Raw genomic sequence first — 21,143 nt, 5'->3', positions numbered from 1 at the left:
ACGGGTGAGGCTCGGAAGGACGGTGCGGGGTTGCGTTCCGTGACCAGGACGCTCAAAGGTCTGCTGATCGCGGTGACCCTCGGGGCGGTTGTCGTTCTCGTGCTGAGGGCGCGCAAGAGCCGTGACGCCGTTTCGATCGCCGGCCCGGAGGGCGAACCCGGGCCCCGGCCTGCCGAGTTGCCGCCGGTCGTGCCACACGTGTCGGTGCGGGAGCGGGCGATGGCGCCGGCTCGGGAGGTCGAGCCCGTTCGGGAAGTCGGCTCGGCGCAGGCGGTCGGTTCGGCGCCGGCGGTCGTTTCGACCTCGGTCGGGCGGGACGCTGGCGCGGCCCGGGCGACGCCGCAACGGGCCGAGGCGCCACTGCCGTTCGCGCCGGTCGGGCTCACCTCCTCGGCGCCCGCCGCGTTGGCCCGGCACGAGCCGGTACGACCGGCCGAAACCGAAGCCGCCGCGACCGACCCGGCGCCACGGCGCCGTCGGCGCGGGGTGCGCTCGCCGGCGGGCGTGGGCCTGCTCGCCTTCGTGGTGGTCGCCGCCGGGGTCGGCGGTACCTTCGCCTACCGCAACATGTCCCACGACGACGCGCAGAACGTCGCCGCCACCGGTGTCGCGCCGTCGGCGGAACCGGTGGCGACGTCGGGCCAACCCAAGGCCGCGCCGCAGAAGTTCACCAAGGTCGGCACCAAGTCCGGTGGCACGCTCAACCGGATGACCGTCACGGGCCGGCAGTCCGCGGTCACCGCCGACGTGTGGGTCTGGCTGCCGCCGGGCTACGACACCCCCGCCAACCAGGGCCGCAACTACCCCGTCCTGGTCGCCCAGTCGGCGCTGCCGGGCGTCGAGTCGAACAGCTTCACGGACGACTCGTCGGCGTTCCTGGGCAAGCTCGCCGCGGGCATCGAGTCCGGCACCGTCCCGCCGTACATCGTGGTCGCGCCCGAACTGATGCCCTACTCGAAGCAGGACGTGGATGCCGGTCTGACCACGGCCAAGGACACCGAGTGCAGCGACATTCCGAAGGGGCCGAAGATGGCCACCTTCCACAACGAGGACGTGCGCGAGGCGGTGCTGACGACGTACCGTGCGAGCGCCGACCGCGCGTCCTGGGCGCTGATCGGGGACGGCTCGGGCGGGCTGTGCGCGGTCAAGTACGCCCTGCAATACCCGCAGTACTACGCGAGCGCGGTCAGCCTGTCCGGCCGCACCACGCTCAAGTCCGCGCTGTGGGGCGGCGATTCGGCGGCCAAGACGGCGAACGACCCGGTCCGCCTGCTCGACGCGCGACCCGACGTGGCGATCATGCTGTCCGGCCACTCGGGTACCACCGGCAGCGAGTTCGCCGCGAAGGCGAAGGCCCCCACCACGGTCAAGGCGGTCGCGGGCGCGGGCGGCACCTCCACCGACATCACGCGTCAGCTGCCCGACGCGCTCACCTTCCTCGGCCGCAACACCCGGAACCCGGCCGCGTGACGGCGCGCGGCGGGGCTCGGCACGCGGGGCGCGGCGAATGTGTCGCGGCCCCGGTACACCGGGTCCCGTTCGTGCGTCGGGACGCGGCGGATGGTAGGCAGTACGGGTGAAACGAATACCCCGAGTGGGGCTCCTCGGCCGTGCGATCCCGGTCGTGCTCGCCGTCGCGACCGTCGCGAGCTGTTCCGTCGCGTCCGACCTCGGCGACGCCGCGGGCGGTGGTCGTACCCGTGCGTCGAGCCCCGCCCCGGGCGCGGCCAAGGCACCGGCCACGCCCGGTGACCCCAACCCGGAGCTGGCCCGCTTCTACACCCAGCGGCCCACTTGGAAGTCCTGCGAGAGCGAGGACGACGACGAGCGCAGCCAGGCCAAGGCGTTTCGCTGCGCGAAGTTCACCGTGCCGCTGGACTACAGCCGGCCGACCGGCCGCACGATCGACATCGCGGTCACCCGCAAGAGCGCGGCCAAGCCCGGGCAGCGGCTCGGCTCGCTGCTGATCAACCCGGGCGGCCCGGGCGGCTCCGGGGTGACGGCGGCGTGGTGGATGTCCGAGAGCACCATCGGCAAGCCGGTCCAGGACGTCTACGACCTGATCGGCTTCGACCCGCGCGGGGTCGACCGCAGCGCGCCGGTGAAGTGCATGACCGACGCCGAGCGCGACGCGTACGTGGCCGAGGACCTGCCCGAGGACCCGGTTCGCGCCGAGGCCCGGGCCAAGGAGCGGGAGCGGGCCTACGCGGCCGAGTGCCAGAGCCGATCCGGCGAACTGCTGCCCTTCGTGGGCACCGAGAACGCGGCCCGCGACATGGACGTCCTGCGCGCGGCGCTGGGCGACGAGAAGCTCAACTACATCGGCTTCTCCTATGGCACCTACCTCGGCGCCACCTACGCCGAACGCTTCCCGATCCGCACCGGCCGGCTGGTCCTGGACGGCGCGGTCGACCCGGCCGCGGACAACCTGAGCCGGGCGGTCGAACAGCAGGTCGGCTTCGACCGTTCGCTGCGCCGGTTCGCCGAGGACTGCGCGGGGCGCCCGGGTTGCGCGCTCGGGTCCGACCCGAAGACCGCGCCGCGCAAGGCCGCCGACTTCCTGGACGGCCTGCAGGAGCACCCGCTGGCCGCCGCCCGGGGCGGCCGGACGCTGACCTCCAGCCTGGGCTGGACGGGCGTGGTCAGCCTGCTGTACGGCGACAAGGACACGGAGTGGAAGTACCTGCGCGACGCGCTCGCCGACGCGATCGTGCACGGGTCGCCGGACGCCCTGCTGTTCTACGCCGACAACTACAACGGTCGGGACGAGCGGGGGCACTACGACAACAGCGCCGACGCGTTCGTCGCGATCGGCTGCGCGGACGGCGCGGGGGAGGCGCCGACGCCGGCGCAGGTGCAGGCGGCGCTGGACCGACTCAAGGCCGAGGCGCCGCTGCTGTCGCGCGATGTGACCGCGGAGGACCTGACCGGGGAGAACTGCGAGAGTTGGCCGTTCAGGTCGCCGGCCAAGCCGCACGCCATCCGGGCGCAGGGGAGCGCGCCGATCCTGGTGGTGGGCACGACGGGGGACCCGGCGACGCCGTACGCCTCGGCCGAGAAGCTGGCGGGGCAGTTGGCGAACGCGACGTTGTTGACCTTCGAGGGCGAGGGGCACACGGCGTACGGGGGCAACAGCCCGTGTGTGGACGGGGCGGTCGAGGGGTTCCTGTTGCACGGGACCATGCCGCCGAAGGGAAAGCGGTGTAGTTGAGGGGTGCCGGCGGTCGGGTCGGTGGGTCGTCGCGGCGATGGGTCGTCGGGTCGATGGGTTGTCGCGTCGTCGGGTCGTTGGGGAGTATCGCCGGCCTGCGTGGTTACCCTCCCCAGAGGTGCACGGTCGGGCTGGGCTACTGGAGGAGCGGTCGCATGATGCGGGGTTCGTGCGCGAGGGTCGCCGCCGCGGCGGTCGGTCTGCTCCTGGTGGCGGGGTGCTCGTCGAGTTCGTCGTCGAAGTCGCCGGACCGGGTCGCGGACACCGCCACGGCGCCGACGACCGGGGACTCGGGCGGCGGGGGCACCGAGTCGGCGCCGCCGACCGCGGCGGTGGAGCCGATCGGCTGGACCCCGTGTACCGGCGGGTTCCAGTGCGGCACGCTCCAGGTGCCGCTGGATCATGCCAAGCCGGACGGGCCGAAGATCCGGATCGCGGTGATGCGCAAGCCGGCGACGGGGGCCAACCGCATCGGCTCGCTGGTGCTCAACCCGGGCGGTCCGGGCGGCTCCGGGCTGGACTTCGCGCAGTACGCGGCCACCCGGTACCCGGCCGAGCTGCGCAAACGGTTCGACATCGTCGGCTTCGACCCGCGCGGCGTCGGCCGCAGCACCGCGATCGACTGCCTGGCCGACAACGGGATGGACGCCTTCACCCAGCTCGACGCGACGCCGGACACCCCCGCGGAGGAGCAGGCGTGGATCGACGGGGAGAAGGCGTACGGCCGGGCCTGCGCGGACCGCTCGGGGGACCTGCTGGGCCATGTGAGCACGGTCGACGCGGCCCGTGACATGGATCTGCTGCGGGCCGCGCTCGGCGACCCCAAGCTGTACTACGTGGGCGCGTCCTACGGCACCTTCCTCGGCGCGACGTACGCCGAGCTGTACCCCAAGCGGGTCGGCCGCCTCGTGCTGGACGGCGCGATGGACCCGAGCCAGTCGGCGATGGCCGCCAACAAGGTGCAGGGCGGCGGCTTCGAGACCGCGCTGGCGGCGTTTCTGGACGACTGCGTCGGCGGCGGCTCGTGCTCTCTCGGCGCGACCCGGGAGGCCGGACTGGCCAAGATCCGCGGCCTGCTGCAACAGCTCGACGCGCGCCCCCTCCCGGGCGACGCGACCCGACGGGTCACCGAGTCGATCGCGACCACGGGCATCCTGTCGCCGCTCTACTCCAAGGACCAGTGGCCGGACCTGCGGCGCGCGCTCGACGCGGCGCTGCGCGGGGACGGACAGCGGCTGCTCGCCCTCAACGACCAGTACTACGAGCGGGGCGCGGACGGCCGGTACAGCAACCTGATGTCCGCCAACGCGGCGGTGAACTGCCTGGACGCCCCGCCGGCGGCGACGACCCGGGAGGACGTCGAGCGCGACCTGCCCGAGTACGTGGCGGCGTCGCCGACCTTCGGCCGCAACCTCGCCTGGGCGGGCCTGGCCTGCGCGTCCTGGCCGGTCCCGCCGAGCGGCCGACCGCACCCGATCCGCGCCGAGGGTGCCGCCCCGATCCTGGTCGTCGGCACCACCCGCGACCCGGCCACGCCGTACTCCTGGGCCCAGTCCCTGGCCGGCCAACTGGCCTCCGGCAACCTCCTGACCTACGACGGCGACGGCCACACCGCCTTCGGCCGAGGCAGCGACTGCGTCGACCGCACGGTCGTCGACTACCTCACCCAGTCCACCGTCCCGCCCAAGGGCAAGACCTGCCGCTGACCCCCACCAATCGCGCGTGTCGACCACCCCGACGGGTGTGTACACTCATTCCCTGTCGCCACCACAAGGTGGAATGACAAGCCGCCTTAGCTCAGTCGGCTAGAGCGACGCACTCGTAATGCGTAGGTCAAGGGTTCGACTCCCTTAGGCGGCTCACTATATGGACAGGTAGAACCTCGTTGACCTGGGGTTTTACCTGTCCATTGCTTTTTATTGGATAAGTAATATTGCTAAAGGTGTCCGACTTGATGCGGCACGTCACCACTCGGGGACGCCAGGAGAACCCGCTATATAGCTGCAAATGCGGACATAGCAATCTATAATTACTGACCCTCCTGGCGTATGCGTTGCTCAGCGTTTCGGTCGACGACCGATTTGCTCCTGAATCATCGTGTTGCCGGGTGCGCGCGATGAGTCGGCCCTCGAATTCGGCAGCCCGGGCGCCATGGCTGCCGCAGGCGTGCAGTGGAGCGTGCGGAACCGGAGGCAACATGCCGTCGCCGACTGGCGTCCGCATACGGCAACCGCCTCGACAGTCGTCGCGGCGAGTCGGCCGTCGTGCTCGCGGTCGATCGGGCACTTGATCGCGGTGCCCGGTGACGTCGGAGTCGGGTCCTATGCTCCCCGGCATGAGGACGGTAGCGTTGGTGGACGAGACCACCGCAGGCGCGCGGGTCGGGGTGGGCGAGCTTTCCTTCGAGGAGGATTGCCCGACGCTCCGCGAGATCATTCGGCGCCGTGTGTTCCAGGAGGCCGCCCGGTTCGAGGTCGATGCCTTCGACTCCGACGGCACGGGCAGGGCAGGCAGCGGAAAAGCTGAAAGCAGCACGAAAACCGCGACCGTGTTCGAGGACGTGTTCCGGCCCGCGTCCGGCGAGGCGCACGCGGATCGAGGCCCGAAGTCCGCCCGGTTCCGGGAACCCGAACGGCAGTACGCCCTCGCCATCGAGGCGTTCGAACGCAACGGCTTCGTCGTCCTGGTCGGCGACCGGCAGGTCGAGGACCTCGACGAACCGGTCACATTGGCCGGCGACACGGAGATCGTATTCCTGCGGCTGATAGCCCTGGTCGGTGGCTGATGCGGGGACCGACACGCACGATGGGACCGGAGCGCACGGACGAAGTCCGCGCGTACATCGCGTCCGGTGACATCGACCGCCTTGCCGCCCACCTCGTGGCCCTGACCGCACAGCTCGACTGGGGCGACTGGACGTATGGCCCCACCGACATCGTCGACGCGCTCCGCGACGGGCTTCCCGAGGCCGACCGCAGTCGTCTCGTCGAAGCCCTGGTCGCCGTAATCGGTGCCGCTCCGGAGGGTCACGGGCGCATTCTGGTCTCGGATCTGACGTTGTTCCTGGCCTGCTTGTTCAAGCTGGAAGCGCCCCTCGCGCTCGTCGGCGATGTCCTGGCCCGGGCCGAGCGCACGTGGACGTTCCCCCACGGCAACCAGGTCTTCCAGGCCGTCGAGGTGTCGTTCACACACGGGCTCCCCGTGTCGGGCCACGTCGTCGCCCTGCTCCGGCGCATGGACACTCTGTCGTTCCTGCGAGGGGATCGGCTCCGTGCCCTGCTCGCCCGCACGGAACGCCCCCTGCTCAGCCCAGGCGAGGCGTGGGCCGACCAGGCCATCGCCGACGCCGAGGCCGGCGGCGCGGCCTGGGAGCGGCTGCTCGTCCACGCCCGGACCGCGAAGTCGGCCAAGCCGAACCGGCAGTGGGAGCGCGCGGGCCGCGACATCCTCGGCGAGATCGGTGCCGAGGCGGCCGCCGCGGTCATGGTGCGGTGGCTCGCGCTGGTGGGGCGCCCGCGTACCTTCGCGCTGGACGAGGGTTGGGACCGCGGGCAGTACGATCCATACAACGCGCAGGCCCTGCACGGTATCGCCTGGCTGTTGGCGTTCACCCCGGAATCACCGGAGGCCGCCCGGGCGTTGGGCCGCCTCGCCGAGACCGCGCTGCGCAAGGTGCCGGGGATCGGCCCGGTGTGTCCGAAGGTTGCCAACGCGGCGGTGTACGCGCTGTCCCGGCTCGGCGGCGAGGCGTCTGTCGCGCAACTTGCCCGACTCGCCTCCCGGTTGACGTACCGCGGCACCCTGAAGCAGGTCGAGGCGGCCCTCGACGCCCGCGCCTCGGCGCTCGGCGTCAGCCGAGCCGAGGTGGAGGAGATGGCGATACCCGCCTACGGCCTCGTCGCAGTCGGCCGACGCGTCGAGCGGTTCGGCGATGCCACCGCGGAACTCGCGGTGTCCGGCACCACGGTGACCCTCACCTGGCGCAACGCCGCGGGGAAGGTCGTCAAGTCGCCGCCGCCCGAGGTGCGCCGCGAACACGCCGAGGCAGTCGCCGAGTTCAAGGCGTCCGCGAAGGACGTCGCCAAGATGCTCACCGCGCAGTCCGAGCGCCTGGACCGCCTGTTCCTCGCCCGGCGCACCTGGCGCTTCGACGCATGGCGCGAACGCTTCCTGGACCACCCCCTGGTTGGCACCCTCGCGCGCCGCCTGCTGTGGACCGTCGACGGGCGGATCCACGGGTTCGCCGACGGGGAACTGCGTACGCTGGATGACGCGCCGGCCTCCCCCGCCCCGGATGCGCGGGTCGAGCTCTGGCACCCGATCGACAGCCCGGCCGAGGAGGTCGCGGCCGGCCGGAACTGGCTCGAGCGGCATCTCGTCACCCAGCCGTTCCGCCAGGCGCACCGCGAGATCTACCCGATCACGGTCGCCGAGGAGGCCACCGGCACGTACTCCAACCGGTACGCCGGGCACGTGCTGCATCAGCACCGGTTCCACGCACTCGCGGCCGTCCGAGGCTGGGCGGACACGTTGCGGCTGCCCGTCGACGCCGTATTTCCGCCCGCCACGCGGAACCTGCCCGAGTGGGGCCTGCGCGCCGAATTCTGGGTCGCCGGCCACGGCGACGACACGACCGGCTCGGGCAGCCATCTCAGCTATCTACACCTCGGCACCGACCAGGTGCGGTTCTATCCGATCGACGCACCGGCCAACGGTGCGCACGCGGACTCGGGCGGCTACGAGCAGGACCGCGGCCACGGAACCGGCGAGGTGCCGCCGCTGCCGCTGACCGACGTGCCGCCGATGGTGTTCAGCGAAGTGATGCGCGACGCCGACCTGTTCGTCGGAGTGGCCGGCATCGGCAACGACCCGACCTGGGCGGACGGCGGGCCACGGGGCCGCCACCGCGACTACTGGACGACGTACAACCTGGGTGAACTCACCGCCGGCGCATTGGCGCGGCGAGACCTGCTCGCCCGACTGCTGCCCAGGCTCGCGATCGGCGCCCGGTGCGAACTCGACGGCAGGTACCTCCGCGTCACCGGCACCCTGCGCGGCTATGCCATCCACCTCGGGTCGGGGAACGTGCTGATGAGCCCGAACGACCGCTACCTGTGCATCGTTCCGAAGGCCGACGCGAAGACCGTCCCGGCCGGCACGTACCTGCCATACGAAGGAGACAGAACCCTGTCGATCATCCTGAGCAAGGCGATGCTCCTGGCGCGGGACGACCTCATCACCGATCCGACCATCACGCGACAGTTCGAGTGAGAGCTCGTAGGTCAAGGGTTCGACTCCCTTGGGCGGCTCCCCAAAGGCCCAGGTCAGTAGGTTTCTGACCTGGGCCTTGTTGTTTTTTCTCGGGGTCAGAGGCGGTTGCCGAGGGGTTCGCCTGGTGGGGTGCCCGGGAGGATGTAGGCGACTGCTGAGGAGCGGTGTTCGAGGAAGGGGTTCAACGCGTCTCGGGCTGCCAAGCGGGATTGGACTCGGGTGAATAGGCCTGGGTCGCGCATGTAGGCGCAGAACAGGAGGCCCCTGTCGGTGGGGGCGTCGTCGTAGTTGTAGCTGCGGCGGAGCATGCGGGCGCCGGCGTCGAGGCGGGGGCTGGTGAGGCGGACGTGGGCCGTGACCGGGATGACGTAGGAGCCGTCCGGGTGCTTGGCGTAGATGTCCGGGTCGTCGTGTTCGGTGGTGCCGGTCAGGGGGACGCCGTCGGCGGCTCGGCGGCCGATCATCTTGCTTTGGTGGTCTTGGTGGATGGCCGCGAAGCCGGCTACGTCCATGTGGATTTTGCGGAACACCAGGGTGGTTGCGTGTTCGTGGGATCCCGGTGGGCCCCAGACCCAGCGGCCGGCGGTCGGGTCGTCGGGGTTGGCGGTGCCGTCCTTGAGGCCGAAGAGGTTGCGCGGCGTGATGCCCGGTGGGGTGTGGGGCAGGAAGCCGGATTGGGTCCAGCGGGGGACGGCGCCGGCGGACTGCGCGGCGGCGGTGGCCAGTTCGGCGACGATGGTGAGCGTCCAGCGGTCGGCGGCGCAGAGTTGGAGGATTATGTCGCCGTTGCTGCGGGCCGGGTCCAAGCGGTCGCCGGGGAAGGCGGGCAGGTCGGCCAGTTCGGCGGGCACGTTCAGGGCCAGGCGGGTCGCGAGGGTGGGGCCGACGCCGACGACGCAGGCGAGGCGGGTCGGCTCTCCGGTGTGCAGGCGCGGGTCGGGCAGTGTGCCGGCCGCCGCGCCGGACAGGGTGTGGGTCAGTGCGGTGAGGATGTTGCGCAGCGTCTCGCGGTCCGCGCCGGCGGTCGTCGGCGGCACGTCGAAGGACAGTATGTGGGTGGTGGGTAACTGAGGCCCCGTCACACCGGCTTGGCGCAGGCCGTGGAAGGGGATCGCGGCCGCCGGCGGGGCGCCGGACGCGGTGTCGCGGCGCTGTGGTCGGCTCGCCTTCGGTTCCGCCGCCGCGCCGACCGCCGCGGCCAGTGCCGCTCCGGTCGCGAGCAGGGCTCTGCGTCCCAAACCGGATGCGGCAGGTCGCGCCTGCTCCTGTCGATTTTCCGGGTCGGTATGCATGGGCGACATTGCAGACGATAGAACACCTGTCATGCAACTCCTGCCTCCGCAACGCTCGTTACGTTCATGGACGTCCCGACCTGTCGTCCTTCGGACGCGGACGCGGACGCGGACGACGATGTTGCGCCACCTGTCGCTGGCGCTCGTCTGTCTCGCCCCGACGGTCGCGGCCTGCTCGTCGTCGACCGACGCCGAACCGTCCGCCGGGAAACATCCCGCCGGGAACGTGCTGCGGGTGCCGCAGGACTTCCGCACGGTGCAGAAGGCGGTGGACGTCGCGCGTGCGGGCGACACGGTGCTGGTCGGCCCCGGCGTGTACCGGGAGAGTGTGCGGGTCGCCGTGCCGCGCCTGGTGTTGCGCGGTACGGATCGCAACGCCGTGGTCTTCGACGGCGGTGTGCGGCTCGCCAACGGCATCACCGTCACCGGCGCGGGTTCGGTGGTGGAGAACCTCACCGTCCGCGGCTACCTCGCCAACGGCGTCCTGTTCACCGGTGTCACCGACGAGCGACTGCAGGGGCGGGGCGCCGGCGGCTCGGCGTACAACCCGCTGGACACCGCCCGATTCCCGATGCTCCAGGGTTTCCGGGCCGGCCACGTGACGGCGTACAACAACGGGCTCTACGGCATCTACGCCTTCGACGCGCGTGGTGGTGTCATCGAGGACTCCTACGCGTCCGGGCAGGCCGATTCCGGCATCTACGTCGGCCAGTGCAAACCGTGCGACACGCTGGTACGCGGCAACACGGTGGAGCGCAACGCGGTCGGCGTCGAGATCACCAACGCCTCGGAGGGCCTGTCGGTGCTCGGCAATCGGGTCGTCGGCAACCGTGTCGGAGTCACGGTGAACTCCAACGACCTGGAGGCGCTCGCGCCGCAGCACGGCGCGGTGATCGCCGGCAACGTGATCACCGACAACAACGCCTCGGACACGCCCGAACAGGCCGACGGAGGCTTCGGGATCGGCATCGGGATCGGGGGCGGCCAAGAGAACCGCGTCGCGCGCAACCTCATCCGGGGCAACCGCTCGGCCGGGGTCCTGGTCACCGACCCGGCGGGGCATCCGGCCGTCGGCAACCGCGTCGAGGGCAACCGTGTCACGGACAACGGCGCCGACCTGGTGACGGCCTCGGCCGACCCCGGCAACTGCTTCACCGGCAACTCGCCCGCGACACAGAGCCCGAGCGGCCTGGAGGACCTCGCCGGGTGCCACGTCACCCCGCGCCGGGCCGTCCCGGCGGGTCGGGCCGTCGCCGTGCAACCGCCGCCCGGCCTCGCGTTCCACGCCGTACCCGCCCCGCCCGCGCAGCCCTCGATGCCCGATCCGACAGTGCCCGGCCGGCCGGCGACGGACCTGCCCGGGGTGGTCGATCCCGAGCGCTACGCCCTGCCGACCGACGTCGCCGCGATGCCGCAACCGCGCTGAGCGCCCCGCCGCCGTCGACGCGGCGGGGTCAGCCCGCGATCCACGGCGCCTCGGGCATGCGTACCCTGTCGTCGCGCCCGCCGATCTCGACGGTCGTCGGGGTGCCCAGACCCGGCATGCGCATCGTTACCCGGCGCAGGCCGCCGTCACCGTCGACCCAGTAGGTCAGCGGCGACACCTCGCCGGCGGACGCCCCGCCGCGCGCGGCGTCCTGGGCGCGCGGACCGGAGAACCTGTCGTAGGTCCTGCCCTGGATGCGGTCGCGGCCCAGCCGGCGTGCCCCCGACTGGGCGAGCAGCATCGGGTTGTCGGGCCGGTCCGCGCCGAGTTGGATCAGCAGCCGCAGACCGGAGTCCAGCGGGTCCGCGGTGAAGGCGCGCGACGACCAGCCGGAACGGGGGATGTGCTCGGCCTGCTGCCACGGCGGGCCGTCGACGCCCGCCGGTACCGGCGCCAGTCCCAGCCCGGCGCCGTCCCACACGATCAGGCCCCGATCGAGTGAGCCGGCGGCTCCGGTGACCTGATAGCCGCCCACGGCCCGGTGGTTGCGGTAGTCCACGACCGCCTCGACCCGGATCGTGACGCCGCCCCCTTCGGCGGCGGTGAGCGTCACCGCGACCGGACTGGCCTGGTACAACGTCAGCCGCGACAGCGCCAGGCGGCCCGCCTCGTCGATGGTCACCGCCCGGTCCGGGGCGCCGTCGTCGGAGAGCGCCCGGTGTACGGCCAGCCCGCCGGCCGTGCTTCCGCACAGCGCGACCGCCACCAGGGCCGTGATCCAGAGCCGCCGCCGACGCGGCGCGCGGTCGCCGGTCTTCTTCCGGGCCATGCGGATGCCTTCTCTCACGTCGATCAACACACGGGCGGGCCCGCGGACCATCGGCCCGCGAACCCGCCCGCTCCATCTCTTTCGGCCGCCGGCCGCCGGCAGCCGGCAGTCGCCGGCGGCAGGCGGCCGTCAGCCACCGCCCGCCCGCCGGGCGATCGGCGCGCGGTATCGAACCCCGCCCGCCGACCAAGGAGTTACTGCTGCCGCACTCCGCGCCTACGGAACAACACCAGCGCCCCGCCACCCAGCGCGATCATCGCCGCCGAGACGCCGAAGACCAGCGGCAGGTTCCCGCCCAGACCCGTCCGAGCCAGCGGCCCCGACGAACCACCGTGGTTTCCGCCCGACGTGGACGGAGCGGATGTCGTCGGCGCGCTTGTCGTCGGCGGAGGCGTGGTCGGTGGCAGCAGCTTGTTGACCGCCGTCACCTCGACTCCGGCGTCCAGGTTCTGCGCGTTCAGCACGAGCGGGCCGAGCACCGGCTTCTCCGGAGGGGCATAGCCCTCGGGAGGGCTGATCTCCTTCCAGAAGTACGTACCGGGCAGCACGTCGCGCTTGCAGATGCCGTCCGTCCCGGTCGTACAGGGCTCACCGACCTTCGTATCGGGAGTCGTTCCGTCGGACTGCAAGCCCTCGGTCCCGTTCGTCTCCCGCCACAACTCGAACTTCGCCCCGGCCAGCGCCTTGCCGTCCTGGTCGTGTTTGACCAGGCGCACCGCGCCCTCCTGTTGGCGGAATCCGAAGTCGTACGTGTGGTCGTTCTCGCCCGGTCCGCCGGTGGTCAACGCCCGTTCCGGATAACGCCCGCCGGTCGGGACCTTGCCCTTGGAGTCCACGAAGCGGTTGTCGCCGACACCCTCGTCGGTCGGCACCCACTGGTACAGCGGCCCGTTCGGCGCGTAGTCGGCCGGGTTGTCGAGCCGGATCGTGTACTTGGTCTTCGGCTTCAGACCACCGGTCACGTTGGAGTCGTCGAAGTAGTACTCACCACGCGCCGACGTCTTCGTCGTCCCGACCACCTTGCCGGACTCGTCGTAGAGGTTGACGGTGGCACCGGGGACCGGACGCTGGCTCGGGCCCTGGACACCCTTGCGCTCCGGGTCGTACCAGACCCGGTTGCCGATCTGGAGCGGTGCCTGGTCACAGAGCACTTCCAGGTCGCCCATCGAGGCGCCCTTGCCGAAGGAGGCGTTGCCCTCGGTGTTCAAGCGCAGGCCCGCGGCGGGCTGCCGCGTCCCGTCGCGCTTGGTGAACATCGTGCCGGCGCTCCACGGCGTGTCGATGGGGTCGACACCGGCGGTCGCGACGAACTCCTCCACCTTCGACAGCGCGAGGCCGGCGTAGGCGGCGTTCGGGTGGCCGCCGCCCATGGTGTTCACGTCGAAGAACCTGGTGCCCCGCGGCGTCTTGCCACAGCCGAGGTTCGTGTCCATGACGTACTTGCCCTCGGACAGGCACGCCTTGTTCAGGTCGCCGCCGGCCACCATCGCGATGGTGGTCGTCGGCTCTCCGGGCCGGGCGTACGCCGTCGTCCGGTCGGTGAACCGGTCCCGGAAGGCCAGCAGCATCGAGCCGTCGGTCTCGAACGCGATGTCGGCCAACTCGGGTTCGGGGTTGGCCATGGCGCCGGCGCACGTCTGCCCGTTCTGCTGCGCCGGGAACGTGTCCGTCCACGGGAACCAGGCGGCCCCCGGGCAGGTCCCGCCGAGCGTGGCCTTGCGCGGGTAGTCCAGCGGCTGGTTCAGCACCTGCTTGCCGAAGGCGCCCGTCGCCGGGTCGAAGGCCAGGACCACGGCGCGCACGTCCGAGAGCTTCCCGGTCGACTCGCCCGAGCAGACGCCGCCGACGTATCCGACGCCGTCCTGCAGTCCCAGACCGAACGGCCGCCAGTCGCCCGGCGCGGGACAGCCCGGGTCCGGGATGGCGTACGAGGCCGCCGGCGCCGTCGCGGTCGCCGCAGTGGCGTCGTAGCGGTACAGCTTGCGGTTTTCGAGGTTGACCACGAACAGGTCGCGGCCGTCGTCGGAAACCTCCAGGTCGCCCAGGCCCTCCTTGCCGGGTGCGGCGAGGAAGGCGTTGTCGCTGGTGCCCACGCCGTGCGCCGAGGTGCCGGCGTCCGGGACGGTGGTGAACAGCGACGTCTTCTTCGTGGCGACGTCGGTGACGTAGATGCCGCCGGCGCCGCCGGGGCCGTACACCGTGTCGCGCTTGGCCAGCGCCGAACTGAACAGCCGCTTGCCGGGCTTGCTCCAACCGATGCCGTACAGGTTGCCCGTCGCGGCGTTGGTGGACAGGTCCGTCACGTTGGTGTTCGTGCCGCGCGCGTTGTACGGGAACGTCACCAACGTCCGCGCGGACGTCGGTTCGTTCGTCGCGGGCTGGCAAGCGGTGGCCAGCGGCGCGTTCTTTTGGCAGTAGTCGCCGGGGCTCCACAGCCCCGTCGTGTACGCCACATCCTTGCCGTTGCCGAGGTCGACGAACTCCTCGTTGCTGCTCAGCTCGCTCGGTCCGCCGCCCAAGCCCTTCCGCGACGCGAACGCCGGGAACAGCACACCCGGCTTCGGATTCACCACCTGAATCCGATACTTGCCCGAAGGCGTCCGAGCCGTACCGGGCGCCAGTTTGACCGTGCCGTCCGCGGTCGTCACCCCGGTGACCTTGGCGCCGTCGTCGTTGGTGAGCGTCACCGTCACGCCGCCCATGCCCGGTTCCAGGGCGGGGCTCCATACCCCGGTGGTGTCCACGGCCCGCACGACGCGGACGGTCACGGAGCCGTCCTCCGTCGCCGGATACGCCGGCGACGCCGCCAGTGCCAAACCGCCGAATCCGACGGCGAGTGCCGCGAGGCCCCCTATGGAGCGGGGCGCGCGTAACGCCGATCGCAGTCGGCGCCCTCCCTGCGCGGCGCCGTGCGTCCGTTCACTTGAAGGTGTCATACCTACTCTCATCATCTCAAAGGGCCCGACGGGCGATCCCCCCACGGATCGGTCGTGACCCAGTTTGTTGGCCGAAGCCTAAAGGGGATTCGGCAAGTACATGACGGCAAGGGGAAGTTGACGTTGAACCCATTTTTTCGCCGTCGCCGCGGCGTGGCGCGCCCAAACGAATCCGATTCGGACGGCAATGGCTAATCCGGAATCGCATGGGATCCGCGGGCCCGGTCCGGCTGCCGCTCTCCCGTTTCAAACCGGTAGCATAGACGGAGACAAAGTCTCCGATTAGCTCTCGACAGTCGAGGACGGTGCGCCATGCGGGCGGACGCGGCACGCAGCAGACGACGGATCCTCGACGCGGCGCGCGACGTCTTCCTGGAGCGTGGACCGGACGCGCCGCTGGACCTGATCGTGCGCCGCGCCGGCGTCGGCCCCGCCACGCTCTACCGGCGCTACCCCGACCGGGAGTCGCTGGTCCGCGACCTCACCGGGGACCTCCTGGGCCGACTGGAGACGGCCGCACACGAGGCGGCGAGCGTCGACGACGACGCGTACGCGGCACTGCGTCGCTTCGTCCACGCCGCCGCCGACCTGCGGATGGGCGCGGTCATCCCGGTGCTGCTCGAAGGGCTGGTCGTGGACGCGGAGTTGGTGCGGGTACGGACCGCCACCGTGCACGCCGTCGAGGCCCTGATCGACGCCGCCCACGCGGCGGGCACGCTGCGCCCGGACGTCGGCATGGGCGACCTGGTCCTGCTCTCGATCCGGCTCTCCCGCCCGCTGCCCGGCGGCCTGGCCCGGCTCGACGCCGACGACACCCTCCTGCACCACCACCTCGACGTGGCGCTGGACGGCCTCGGCCCCCATCCGACCGAAACCGCCGAACCGCCCCGCGCCCCGTTGTCCTTCGCCGCCTTGGTGACGGCCGCCGACCGCCCGACGGCCCCCTGAGCGCGCGTGATCGGGCCGGTCAGCCCTGCGCCACCGCCACCGGGTTCGTCCGCAGCACCTTCCAGGTCGGCAGCAGCGTCGCCGCGAAGGTCAGCACCGCCGCCGTGCCGACCACGGCCGCGTAGATCCGGATGGAGCCCATGGGCAACCACGAATCGGTCAACGACAGGCTGAACGGGACCACCGCCGCGGCCGCCGCCGCGGTGCCCAGGATCACCCCGATCAGCGTGGTCAGCGTCGCCTCTACCGCGGACATCCGCATGATCTGGCCGCGGGTCGCGCCGCTCAGGCGTTGCAGCCCAAACTCGCGGCGGCGGTTGTGCGTGGCCAGGATCAGCGAGTTGACCAGGGACAACGCGGTGTACAGGGTCAGCATGCCGATGATCAGATAGTTGATCCACGCCTGGGTCTTCGACTCCTCGGCGTGCGTTTCGAGCAGCGCGTCGCGCGAGGCCGCCCGCAGCCCCGGGTACTCCTTGGCCCAGGCACCCAGCGAGGCGACCAGCCGGTCGGGATCGGTTCCCTCGGCCGCGCGGACCAGGATCTGCGCGGGCAGCCCGTCCGTGGTGTGCGGCGCGAGCAGGGACACCGGCAGCAGCATGGTGTCGTAGCCGGGCCGGCTCTCGAACAGCGCGACCACCCGTACATCCGCCGAGGCGCCGTTGCCGAGCCGCAGCCGGATCGTGTCGCCGAGCCCACGATGGATCGACCGGGCCAGCGCCCTCGGCAACGCCACCGTGTCGCCGCGCAGTTCGGCCAACGAGCCGGCGGAGGCCGTCACCCCGACCGTGGCCGGGCCCGCGTCCACGTCGACGCCCTGCATCGGCACCCCGTGCCGGCTGTCCGGCGCGACCCGCGGGTTCTCCACGAAGCCCGCGCTCGCGGTGTACGCGCTCGCGCTCGCCACCCCCGGGATCGCCCGCACCCGCTCGACCATGCCCGGGTCCACGCCGCCCGCGGCGGCGGTTACCACCGCGTCGGCCCGCAGGCTTTCCGTGTACACCCGCTCGGCCTGCCCGGTCGTGGTGGTCTGGAGGTACAACTCGCCGGTGCTGATCGCGACCGCCAGCATGATCGGGGTGACCACCGCGGCCGTGCGGATCGAGGTGGCCCGCGCGCCGAGCATCGCGATCCGGCCGGACCGCCCGGTCAGCGCGCCCAGCGGGCGGTACAGGAGCCAGGTGAGCAGCCTGGTCAGCCCGGGGGCGAGCAGGCCCAGGCCGATCGCCGCGCAGATCACCGCCGGGCCTGCGGTGCTCGCGGCCACCGGACCCTCCAGGACGTTCACCGTGACCAGGCCCAACGCGGTGGCGCCGGCCAGCGCGATCAGCGCGAGCACGAGCCGGAACCAGTTGAACCAACGCTGCTGGAAGGCGGATTCGGCCAGCGCCTCGGTCGGCTTGGCGGTCACCGCGCGCCGGGCGCCGACGAAACCGCCGACCAGCGCGGTCAGCAGCACCGCGCCCGCCGCGGCCACCGCCGGGATCCAGCCCTGCTCGAACTCCACCGTCTCGGCGACCATGCCCGAGGCGATCAGCCGATCGAAGAGCACCCGCCCGGCCGCCGGGCCGGTGAACCAGGCGACACCGGCCGCGAGCACGGTGACCAGGAGCGTCTCGCCGAGCAACATCCGGCGCAGCTGGCGCGGGGTGGCGCCGATCGCCCGCATCAGCGCGAACTCGCGCCACCGCTGCTGTACGGACAGCCCGATCGTGCCGGCCACCACGAACACCGCGACCGCGACGGCCAGACCGCCGAACACCGCGGACAGCGAGATCAGGTCGGACTTGTTCGCCAGGATCTCGGGATGTTCGACCGCGCCGCGATCGTCCCCGGCCAGGATCCGGATCCGGTCGTCGTGCACCGCGCGGGAGACCGCCTTGCGCAGCGCGCCGAGGTCGGTGCCCGGCGCGGCCACGATCGCGATGTCCGTGACGGCGCCGGTGGGCGCGGACAGCCGGTCCGCCTCGGCCGCGGCGAAGAACATCGTGGCCTGCGGCACCGTGCGGGCGGGCCGGGCGATCCCGCTGACCCGGTAGGCGCGCGTCCCGCCGTGGGCGGCGACCTGGACCCGGTCGCCCACGTCGACCGCCGCACGGCGCGCGAGCGTGGTGTCCAGGACCACCTCGTCCGGTCCGGTCGGCGCGGCGCCCCCGGCCAGGGTGTACGGCGTCAGCTGGGCGGACTCCCACGCGTGGCCCTGTGCCTTGCGGTTGCCGTCGGGGCCGATCAGCGCGGTACGGAAGGTACGCTCGCCGACCACTGCCTGCACGCCGGTGACGCCGCGCACCCGCTCCACCATGCCCGCGTCCAACGGGACGCGCTCACCCAACGCGTAGTCCCGCTCCCGGTCGCCGTCGCCGCTGCGCGGGCCGGTGTAGGTGGGGTCGCCGATCACCGCCAGCGAGGCCCGCTCCAGGCGTTGCGGCGGGGCGTTGTTGCGGACGCCCGTCTCGAGCAGGCCGCCGCAGGCCATCACCACGGTGGCGCCGAAGCACAGCGCGACGAAGGTCGCGACGAAGCTGCCGGCCCGAAAACGCAGCGTGCGCAGCGCGAGGCCCCACATCAGCGCACCCCGGCCGACGACCGGCCCGGGCCGGCCTCGAAGGCGCCCAGGTGGGTCATCCGGTCAGCGATCGCGTCCACGGTCGGCGCGGCCAGCCGGCCGGCGATCCGGCCGTCGGCGAGGAAGACCACGTGGTCGGCGTAGGACGCGGCGACCGGGTCGTGGGTGACCATGACGATGGTCTGGCCGTCGACGTGTACCGATTCCCGGAGCAGCCCGAGCACCTCGGCCGCGGTCCGGGTGTCCAGCGCGCCGGTCGGCTCGTCCGCGAACAGCACGGCGGGCCGGACCACCAACGCGCGGGCGATGGCGACCCGTTGCTGCTGACCGCCGGACAACTCGTGCGGGCGGTGTCGGGCCCGGTCGGTGAGGCCGACCCGCGCGATCACCTCGGTGATGTGGCGCCGGTCCGCCCGCTTGCCGGCGAAGCGCAGCGGCAGGGTGACGTTCTGCTCCACAGTGAGCGTGGGCAGCAGGTTGAACGCCTGGAAGACGAAGCCGATCCGTTCCCGACGCAGCTTGGTCAGCGCGTTCTCGTTCAGCTCGGCGAGATCCCGACCGGCCACGGTGACCGCGCCCGAGGTCGGCCGGTCCAGGCCGGCCGCGCAGTGCAGGAAGGTGCTCTTGCCCGAGCCGGACGGCCCCATCACGGCGGTGAACGAGCCGGGCGGGAAGGCGATCGAGACCCCATCGAGGGCGGCGACCGAGGCGGAGCCCTTTCCGTAGACCTTGCGGACCGCGTCGAGCCGAACCGCCGGTTCCCCGGCGTCGGCATGCCCGACTCCGCTCGTGTCCCACTCCTGCTCGCGTGTCGGTTGCCCGCCCACGATGACCCTCCAGCCGTGCGGCCGCTCCCCGTGGGCGGCGTCGAATCCACGCTAGAAGCGCCCGCGACACCCGCCCATGGGGCCGGCCGGCCACTCGGGGTGGGGGTAGACCCCCTACCGGACGATCGGCCCTTCGGGACGGGTGACCGGCGCACACCTCGGCTCGAAGTCCCGCGTGTCTAGGCCGAAGTGTGTACGCCGTTTCGTCCCGAGGGAGGGCGTGCCGACGCCGGGCGCGGCCCTAGCCTCGTGGGCGTATCCGCAGGTCGAGTGGAGGAGACGGACCGTGGCCAAGGCACGCGGCTCGATGGTGGCCGGCCTGGTCACCGCCCTGGTGGGCGCGGGCCTGAAACTGTTCGCCGACGATGTACACCCGCCGGTGTTCGAACCCGGGAAGCTCGGCATGGTGCTGCTGATCCTCGGGATCGCCGAACTGCTGTACGGGATCTACCGATCGGCCCAGGGCGACCGGAAGACGTGAGCCGCCCGGTCGCGCGGCCGACGCTGCTGCGCGACCAAGGCCAGGAAACCGGCGCCGAGCACGGCCGAGCCCAGGAACACGACGAGCAGCACCCGGCCGCCCGGCCCGGTTCCCGCCGAGCGCGGCCGGCTCGCCGCGTCGGCCGGGGTCGCGCGGACTTGGTCCACGACGCGGCTCGCGGCGGATTCCCGTACCCGGGTGGCGGCCGGTGTCACCTCGACCCGCACGTTCGCGGTGGCCTGCCGCCCGAACCGGTCGCTCACCGTGTAGCGGAAGTCGTCCCGGCCGACGAAGCCCGGCCCCGGGGTGTAGCGCAGCACGGAGTCCATCCCGGTCGTGTCCTCGGCCTGGAAGACCAGACCGTGTTCGGGGTTGGTGTGCGAGAGCACGACGAGCCCGTCGCCGGTGTCGTCGGCCAGGACTGCCACGTTCACCGACTGCCCGGCGCGAGTGCCCACCACGTCGCCGAAGGCACGCGGCCCAGGCATCCGGGGCGGCACCGACGGCACGGACGGCGGGATCGGCCGGGCTTCCGCGCCGGGCCGGGGGTCCGCCACCGCCTGTGGATCCGCCACCGGCCGCACCCGATCGGTGGGCACGTCGGCCCGCGCACTCGCCGGCCCGAACAGCACGACACAGCAGGCGAATACCGCGGCGCCCGCACGGCGCACTCGGATGGGGGACACGGACGCGGTGGGCACGGGTACCTCCGGCACTGGCGATCCCACCGGCCGAAGCCGGCACGATCTCGGGTCGACCGCCCCGATCCTGGCCCCCCGAGCGCCCCACCCCACCGCGCGGCACGCCCCCCACCCGAACCTTCACCCGCACGCGTGGCGAGAAAGCCGCCCCCCCGATCCCGACCCGATCACACGTGCCACAACGCCGAGGAGCACAAGCCCGCGCCCGCGCGCCGGTACGTGACGTCCGGGCGGTCGGACACGCCGGGTGAGGCATCCGGGTGATGATTCGTGACTCTCGGGGCGGTTCTTTCTAGCCTCGGGTCCGAGACACCGATCGGGGATCAGGGCCGTCGCGCGCCGAGGCCGTGTCCTCGGTCCTGCCGGGACTGCGCCCCCGGCAGGATCGGGGAGACGGTCCCGGTCGCGGTGCCCGGCGGCATGGCACGACCCGGACCGTGCAGAGGAGCACGCATCGATGACCGCCCCGAGCCGAGCCCCCGGGGATCTCGCGCCCGACCCGCTCTTCGAGCACACCCCCGATCCGCTGCGCTACACGCGGCTCGCCGCCCCGATGCGGGCGCGGCGGGGGCCGGTGCCCGCCGGTGTCGCGGCGCCGGCGACCGTGGCGCTCCTGGTCTGGGCGATCCGCGCGAAGCGTCGGTAGGGCGACCGG

At 72.2% G+C, this 21,143-nt stretch carries 15 protein-coding genes and 1 tRNA gene; 10 read left to right on the top strand and 6 right to left on the bottom strand.

Features of this window, described 5'->3' with window-relative positions:
* Nucleotides 1-39: 39 nt before the first annotated feature.
* From ACH4XV_RS40790 to ACH4XV_RS40765, 6 genes are all read left to right on the top strand, one after another.
* Nucleotides 40-1,470: an alpha/beta hydrolase-fold protein gene (locus ACH4XV_RS40790; RefSeq protein WP_395798382.1), complete on the top strand. Its 1,431-nt coding sequence runs from the start codon at nt 40-42 to the stop codon at nt 1,468-1,470.
* 106 nt (nt 1,471-1,576) lie between these two features.
* Nucleotides 1,577-3,211, top strand: coding sequence for an alpha/beta hydrolase (locus ACH4XV_RS40785; protein WP_395798380.1), 1,635 nt, complete (start codon nt 1,577-1,579; stop codon nt 3,209-3,211).
* Between the two features lie 155 nt (nt 3,212-3,366).
* Nucleotides 3,367-4,917, top strand: a complete 1,551-nt coding sequence (locus ACH4XV_RS40780; protein WP_395798378.1) for an alpha/beta hydrolase — start codon at nt 3,367-3,369, stop codon at nt 4,915-4,917.
* An 80-nt stretch (nt 4,918-4,997) separates the two neighbouring features.
* Nucleotides 4,998-5,071, top strand: a tRNA-Thr gene (locus tag ACH4XV_RS40775).
* Nucleotides 5,072-5,546: 475 nt separating this feature from the next.
* On the top strand, nt 5,547-5,996 hold the full coding sequence (locus ACH4XV_RS40770; RefSeq protein WP_395798376.1) for a hypothetical protein: 450 nt from the start codon (nt 5,547-5,549) through the stop codon (nt 5,994-5,996).
* A gap of 20 nt (nt 5,997-6,016) precedes the next feature.
* Nucleotides 6,017-8,482 carry a DUF4132 domain-containing protein gene (locus ACH4XV_RS40765; protein ID WP_395798374.1) on the top strand — a complete coding sequence of 822 codons (2,466 nt, stop codon included), beginning with the start codon at nt 6,017-6,019 and terminating at the stop codon, nt 8,480-8,482.
* 95 nt (nt 8,483-8,577) lie between these two features.
* Here ACH4XV_RS40765 and ACH4XV_RS40760 read toward each other — a convergent pair whose 3' ends face one another.
* Complete coding sequence (locus ACH4XV_RS40760) at nt 8,578-9,774, bottom strand: Dyp-type peroxidase (protein ID WP_395798372.1); 1,197 nt, start codon at nt 9,772-9,774, stop codon at nt 8,578-8,580.
* Nucleotides 9,775-9,892: 118 nt separating this feature from the next.
* On the opposite strand from ACH4XV_RS40760, the gene ACH4XV_RS40755 reads away from it, so the two are divergent.
* Nucleotides 9,893-11,200 (top strand): right-handed parallel beta-helix repeat-containing protein, encoded by a 1,308-nt coding sequence (locus tag ACH4XV_RS40755; RefSeq protein ID WP_395798370.1) that lies wholly within the window; start codon nt 9,893-9,895, stop codon nt 11,198-11,200.
* Nucleotides 11,201-11,228: 28 nt separating this feature from the next.
* Here ACH4XV_RS40755 and ACH4XV_RS40750 read toward each other — a convergent pair whose 3' ends face one another.
* Both ACH4XV_RS40750 and ACH4XV_RS40745 read right to left on the bottom strand, forming a co-directional pair.
* Entirely contained in the window at nt 11,229-12,029 is an 801-nt protein-coding gene (locus ACH4XV_RS40750; protein ID WP_395798368.1) for a hypothetical protein, read from the bottom strand.
* Between the two features lie 194 nt (nt 12,030-12,223).
* Nucleotides 12,224-14,797: an SdrD B-like domain-containing protein gene (locus ACH4XV_RS40745; protein WP_395798366.1), complete on the bottom strand. Its 2,574-nt coding sequence runs from the start codon at nt 14,795-14,797 to the stop codon at nt 12,224-12,226.
* A 480-nt stretch (nt 14,798-15,277) separates the two neighbouring features.
* On the opposite strand from ACH4XV_RS40745, the gene ACH4XV_RS40740 reads away from it, so the two are divergent.
* Entirely contained in the window at nt 15,278-15,913 is a 636-nt protein-coding gene (locus ACH4XV_RS40740) for a TetR/AcrR family transcriptional regulator (RefSeq protein WP_395798364.1), read from the top strand.
* 19 nt (nt 15,914-15,932) lie between these two features.
* On the opposite strand, the gene ACH4XV_RS40735 is transcribed toward ACH4XV_RS40740, so the two are convergent.
* Both ACH4XV_RS40735 and ACH4XV_RS40730 read right to left on the bottom strand, forming a co-directional pair.
* On the bottom strand, nt 15,933-18,479 hold the full coding sequence (locus ACH4XV_RS40735; protein WP_395798362.1) for an FtsX-like permease family protein: 2,547 nt from the start codon (nt 18,477-18,479) through the stop codon (nt 15,933-15,935).
* The gene (locus ACH4XV_RS40730) at nt 18,479-19,306 is read right to left on the bottom strand and encodes an ABC transporter ATP-binding protein (protein ID WP_395798360.1); all 828 of its coding nucleotides are present in this window, start codon (nt 19,304-19,306) and stop codon (nt 18,479-18,481) included. Before ACH4XV_RS40730 ends, ACH4XV_RS40735 begins: the two co-directional genes overlap by 1 nt.
* A 286-nt stretch (nt 19,307-19,592) precedes the next feature.
* Between ACH4XV_RS40730 and ACH4XV_RS40725 the strand changes: the two genes are divergently transcribed.
* On the top strand, nt 19,593-19,787 hold the full coding sequence (locus ACH4XV_RS40725) for a DUF5708 family protein (protein ID WP_395798358.1): 195 nt from the start codon (nt 19,593-19,595) through the stop codon (nt 19,785-19,787).
* Here ACH4XV_RS40725 and ACH4XV_RS40720 read toward each other — a convergent pair.
* Nucleotides 19,754-20,488, bottom strand: a complete 735-nt coding sequence (locus ACH4XV_RS40720; protein WP_395798356.1) for an Ig-like domain-containing protein — start codon at nt 20,486-20,488, stop codon at nt 19,754-19,756. The genes ACH4XV_RS40725 and ACH4XV_RS40720 overlap by 34 nt on opposite strands.
* Nucleotides 20,489-20,945: 457 nt before the next feature.
* On the opposite strand from ACH4XV_RS40720, the gene ACH4XV_RS40715 reads away from it, so the two are divergent.
* A complete protein-coding gene (locus ACH4XV_RS40715) occupies nt 20,946-21,134 on the top strand; it encodes a hypothetical protein (RefSeq protein ID WP_395798354.1) in 189 nt (62 codons plus the stop codon).
* Nucleotides 21,135-21,143 lie beyond the last annotated feature (9 nt).

Origin of the sequence: Embleya sp. NPDC020630 (assembly GCF_044334985.1) — a bacterium.
Classification (GTDB): Bacteria; Actinomycetota; Actinomycetes; order Streptomycetales; family Streptomycetaceae; genus Embleya.
Note: the sequence above shows the minus strand (reverse complement) of the source record. Positions and strands in the feature narration are given on the sequence as shown.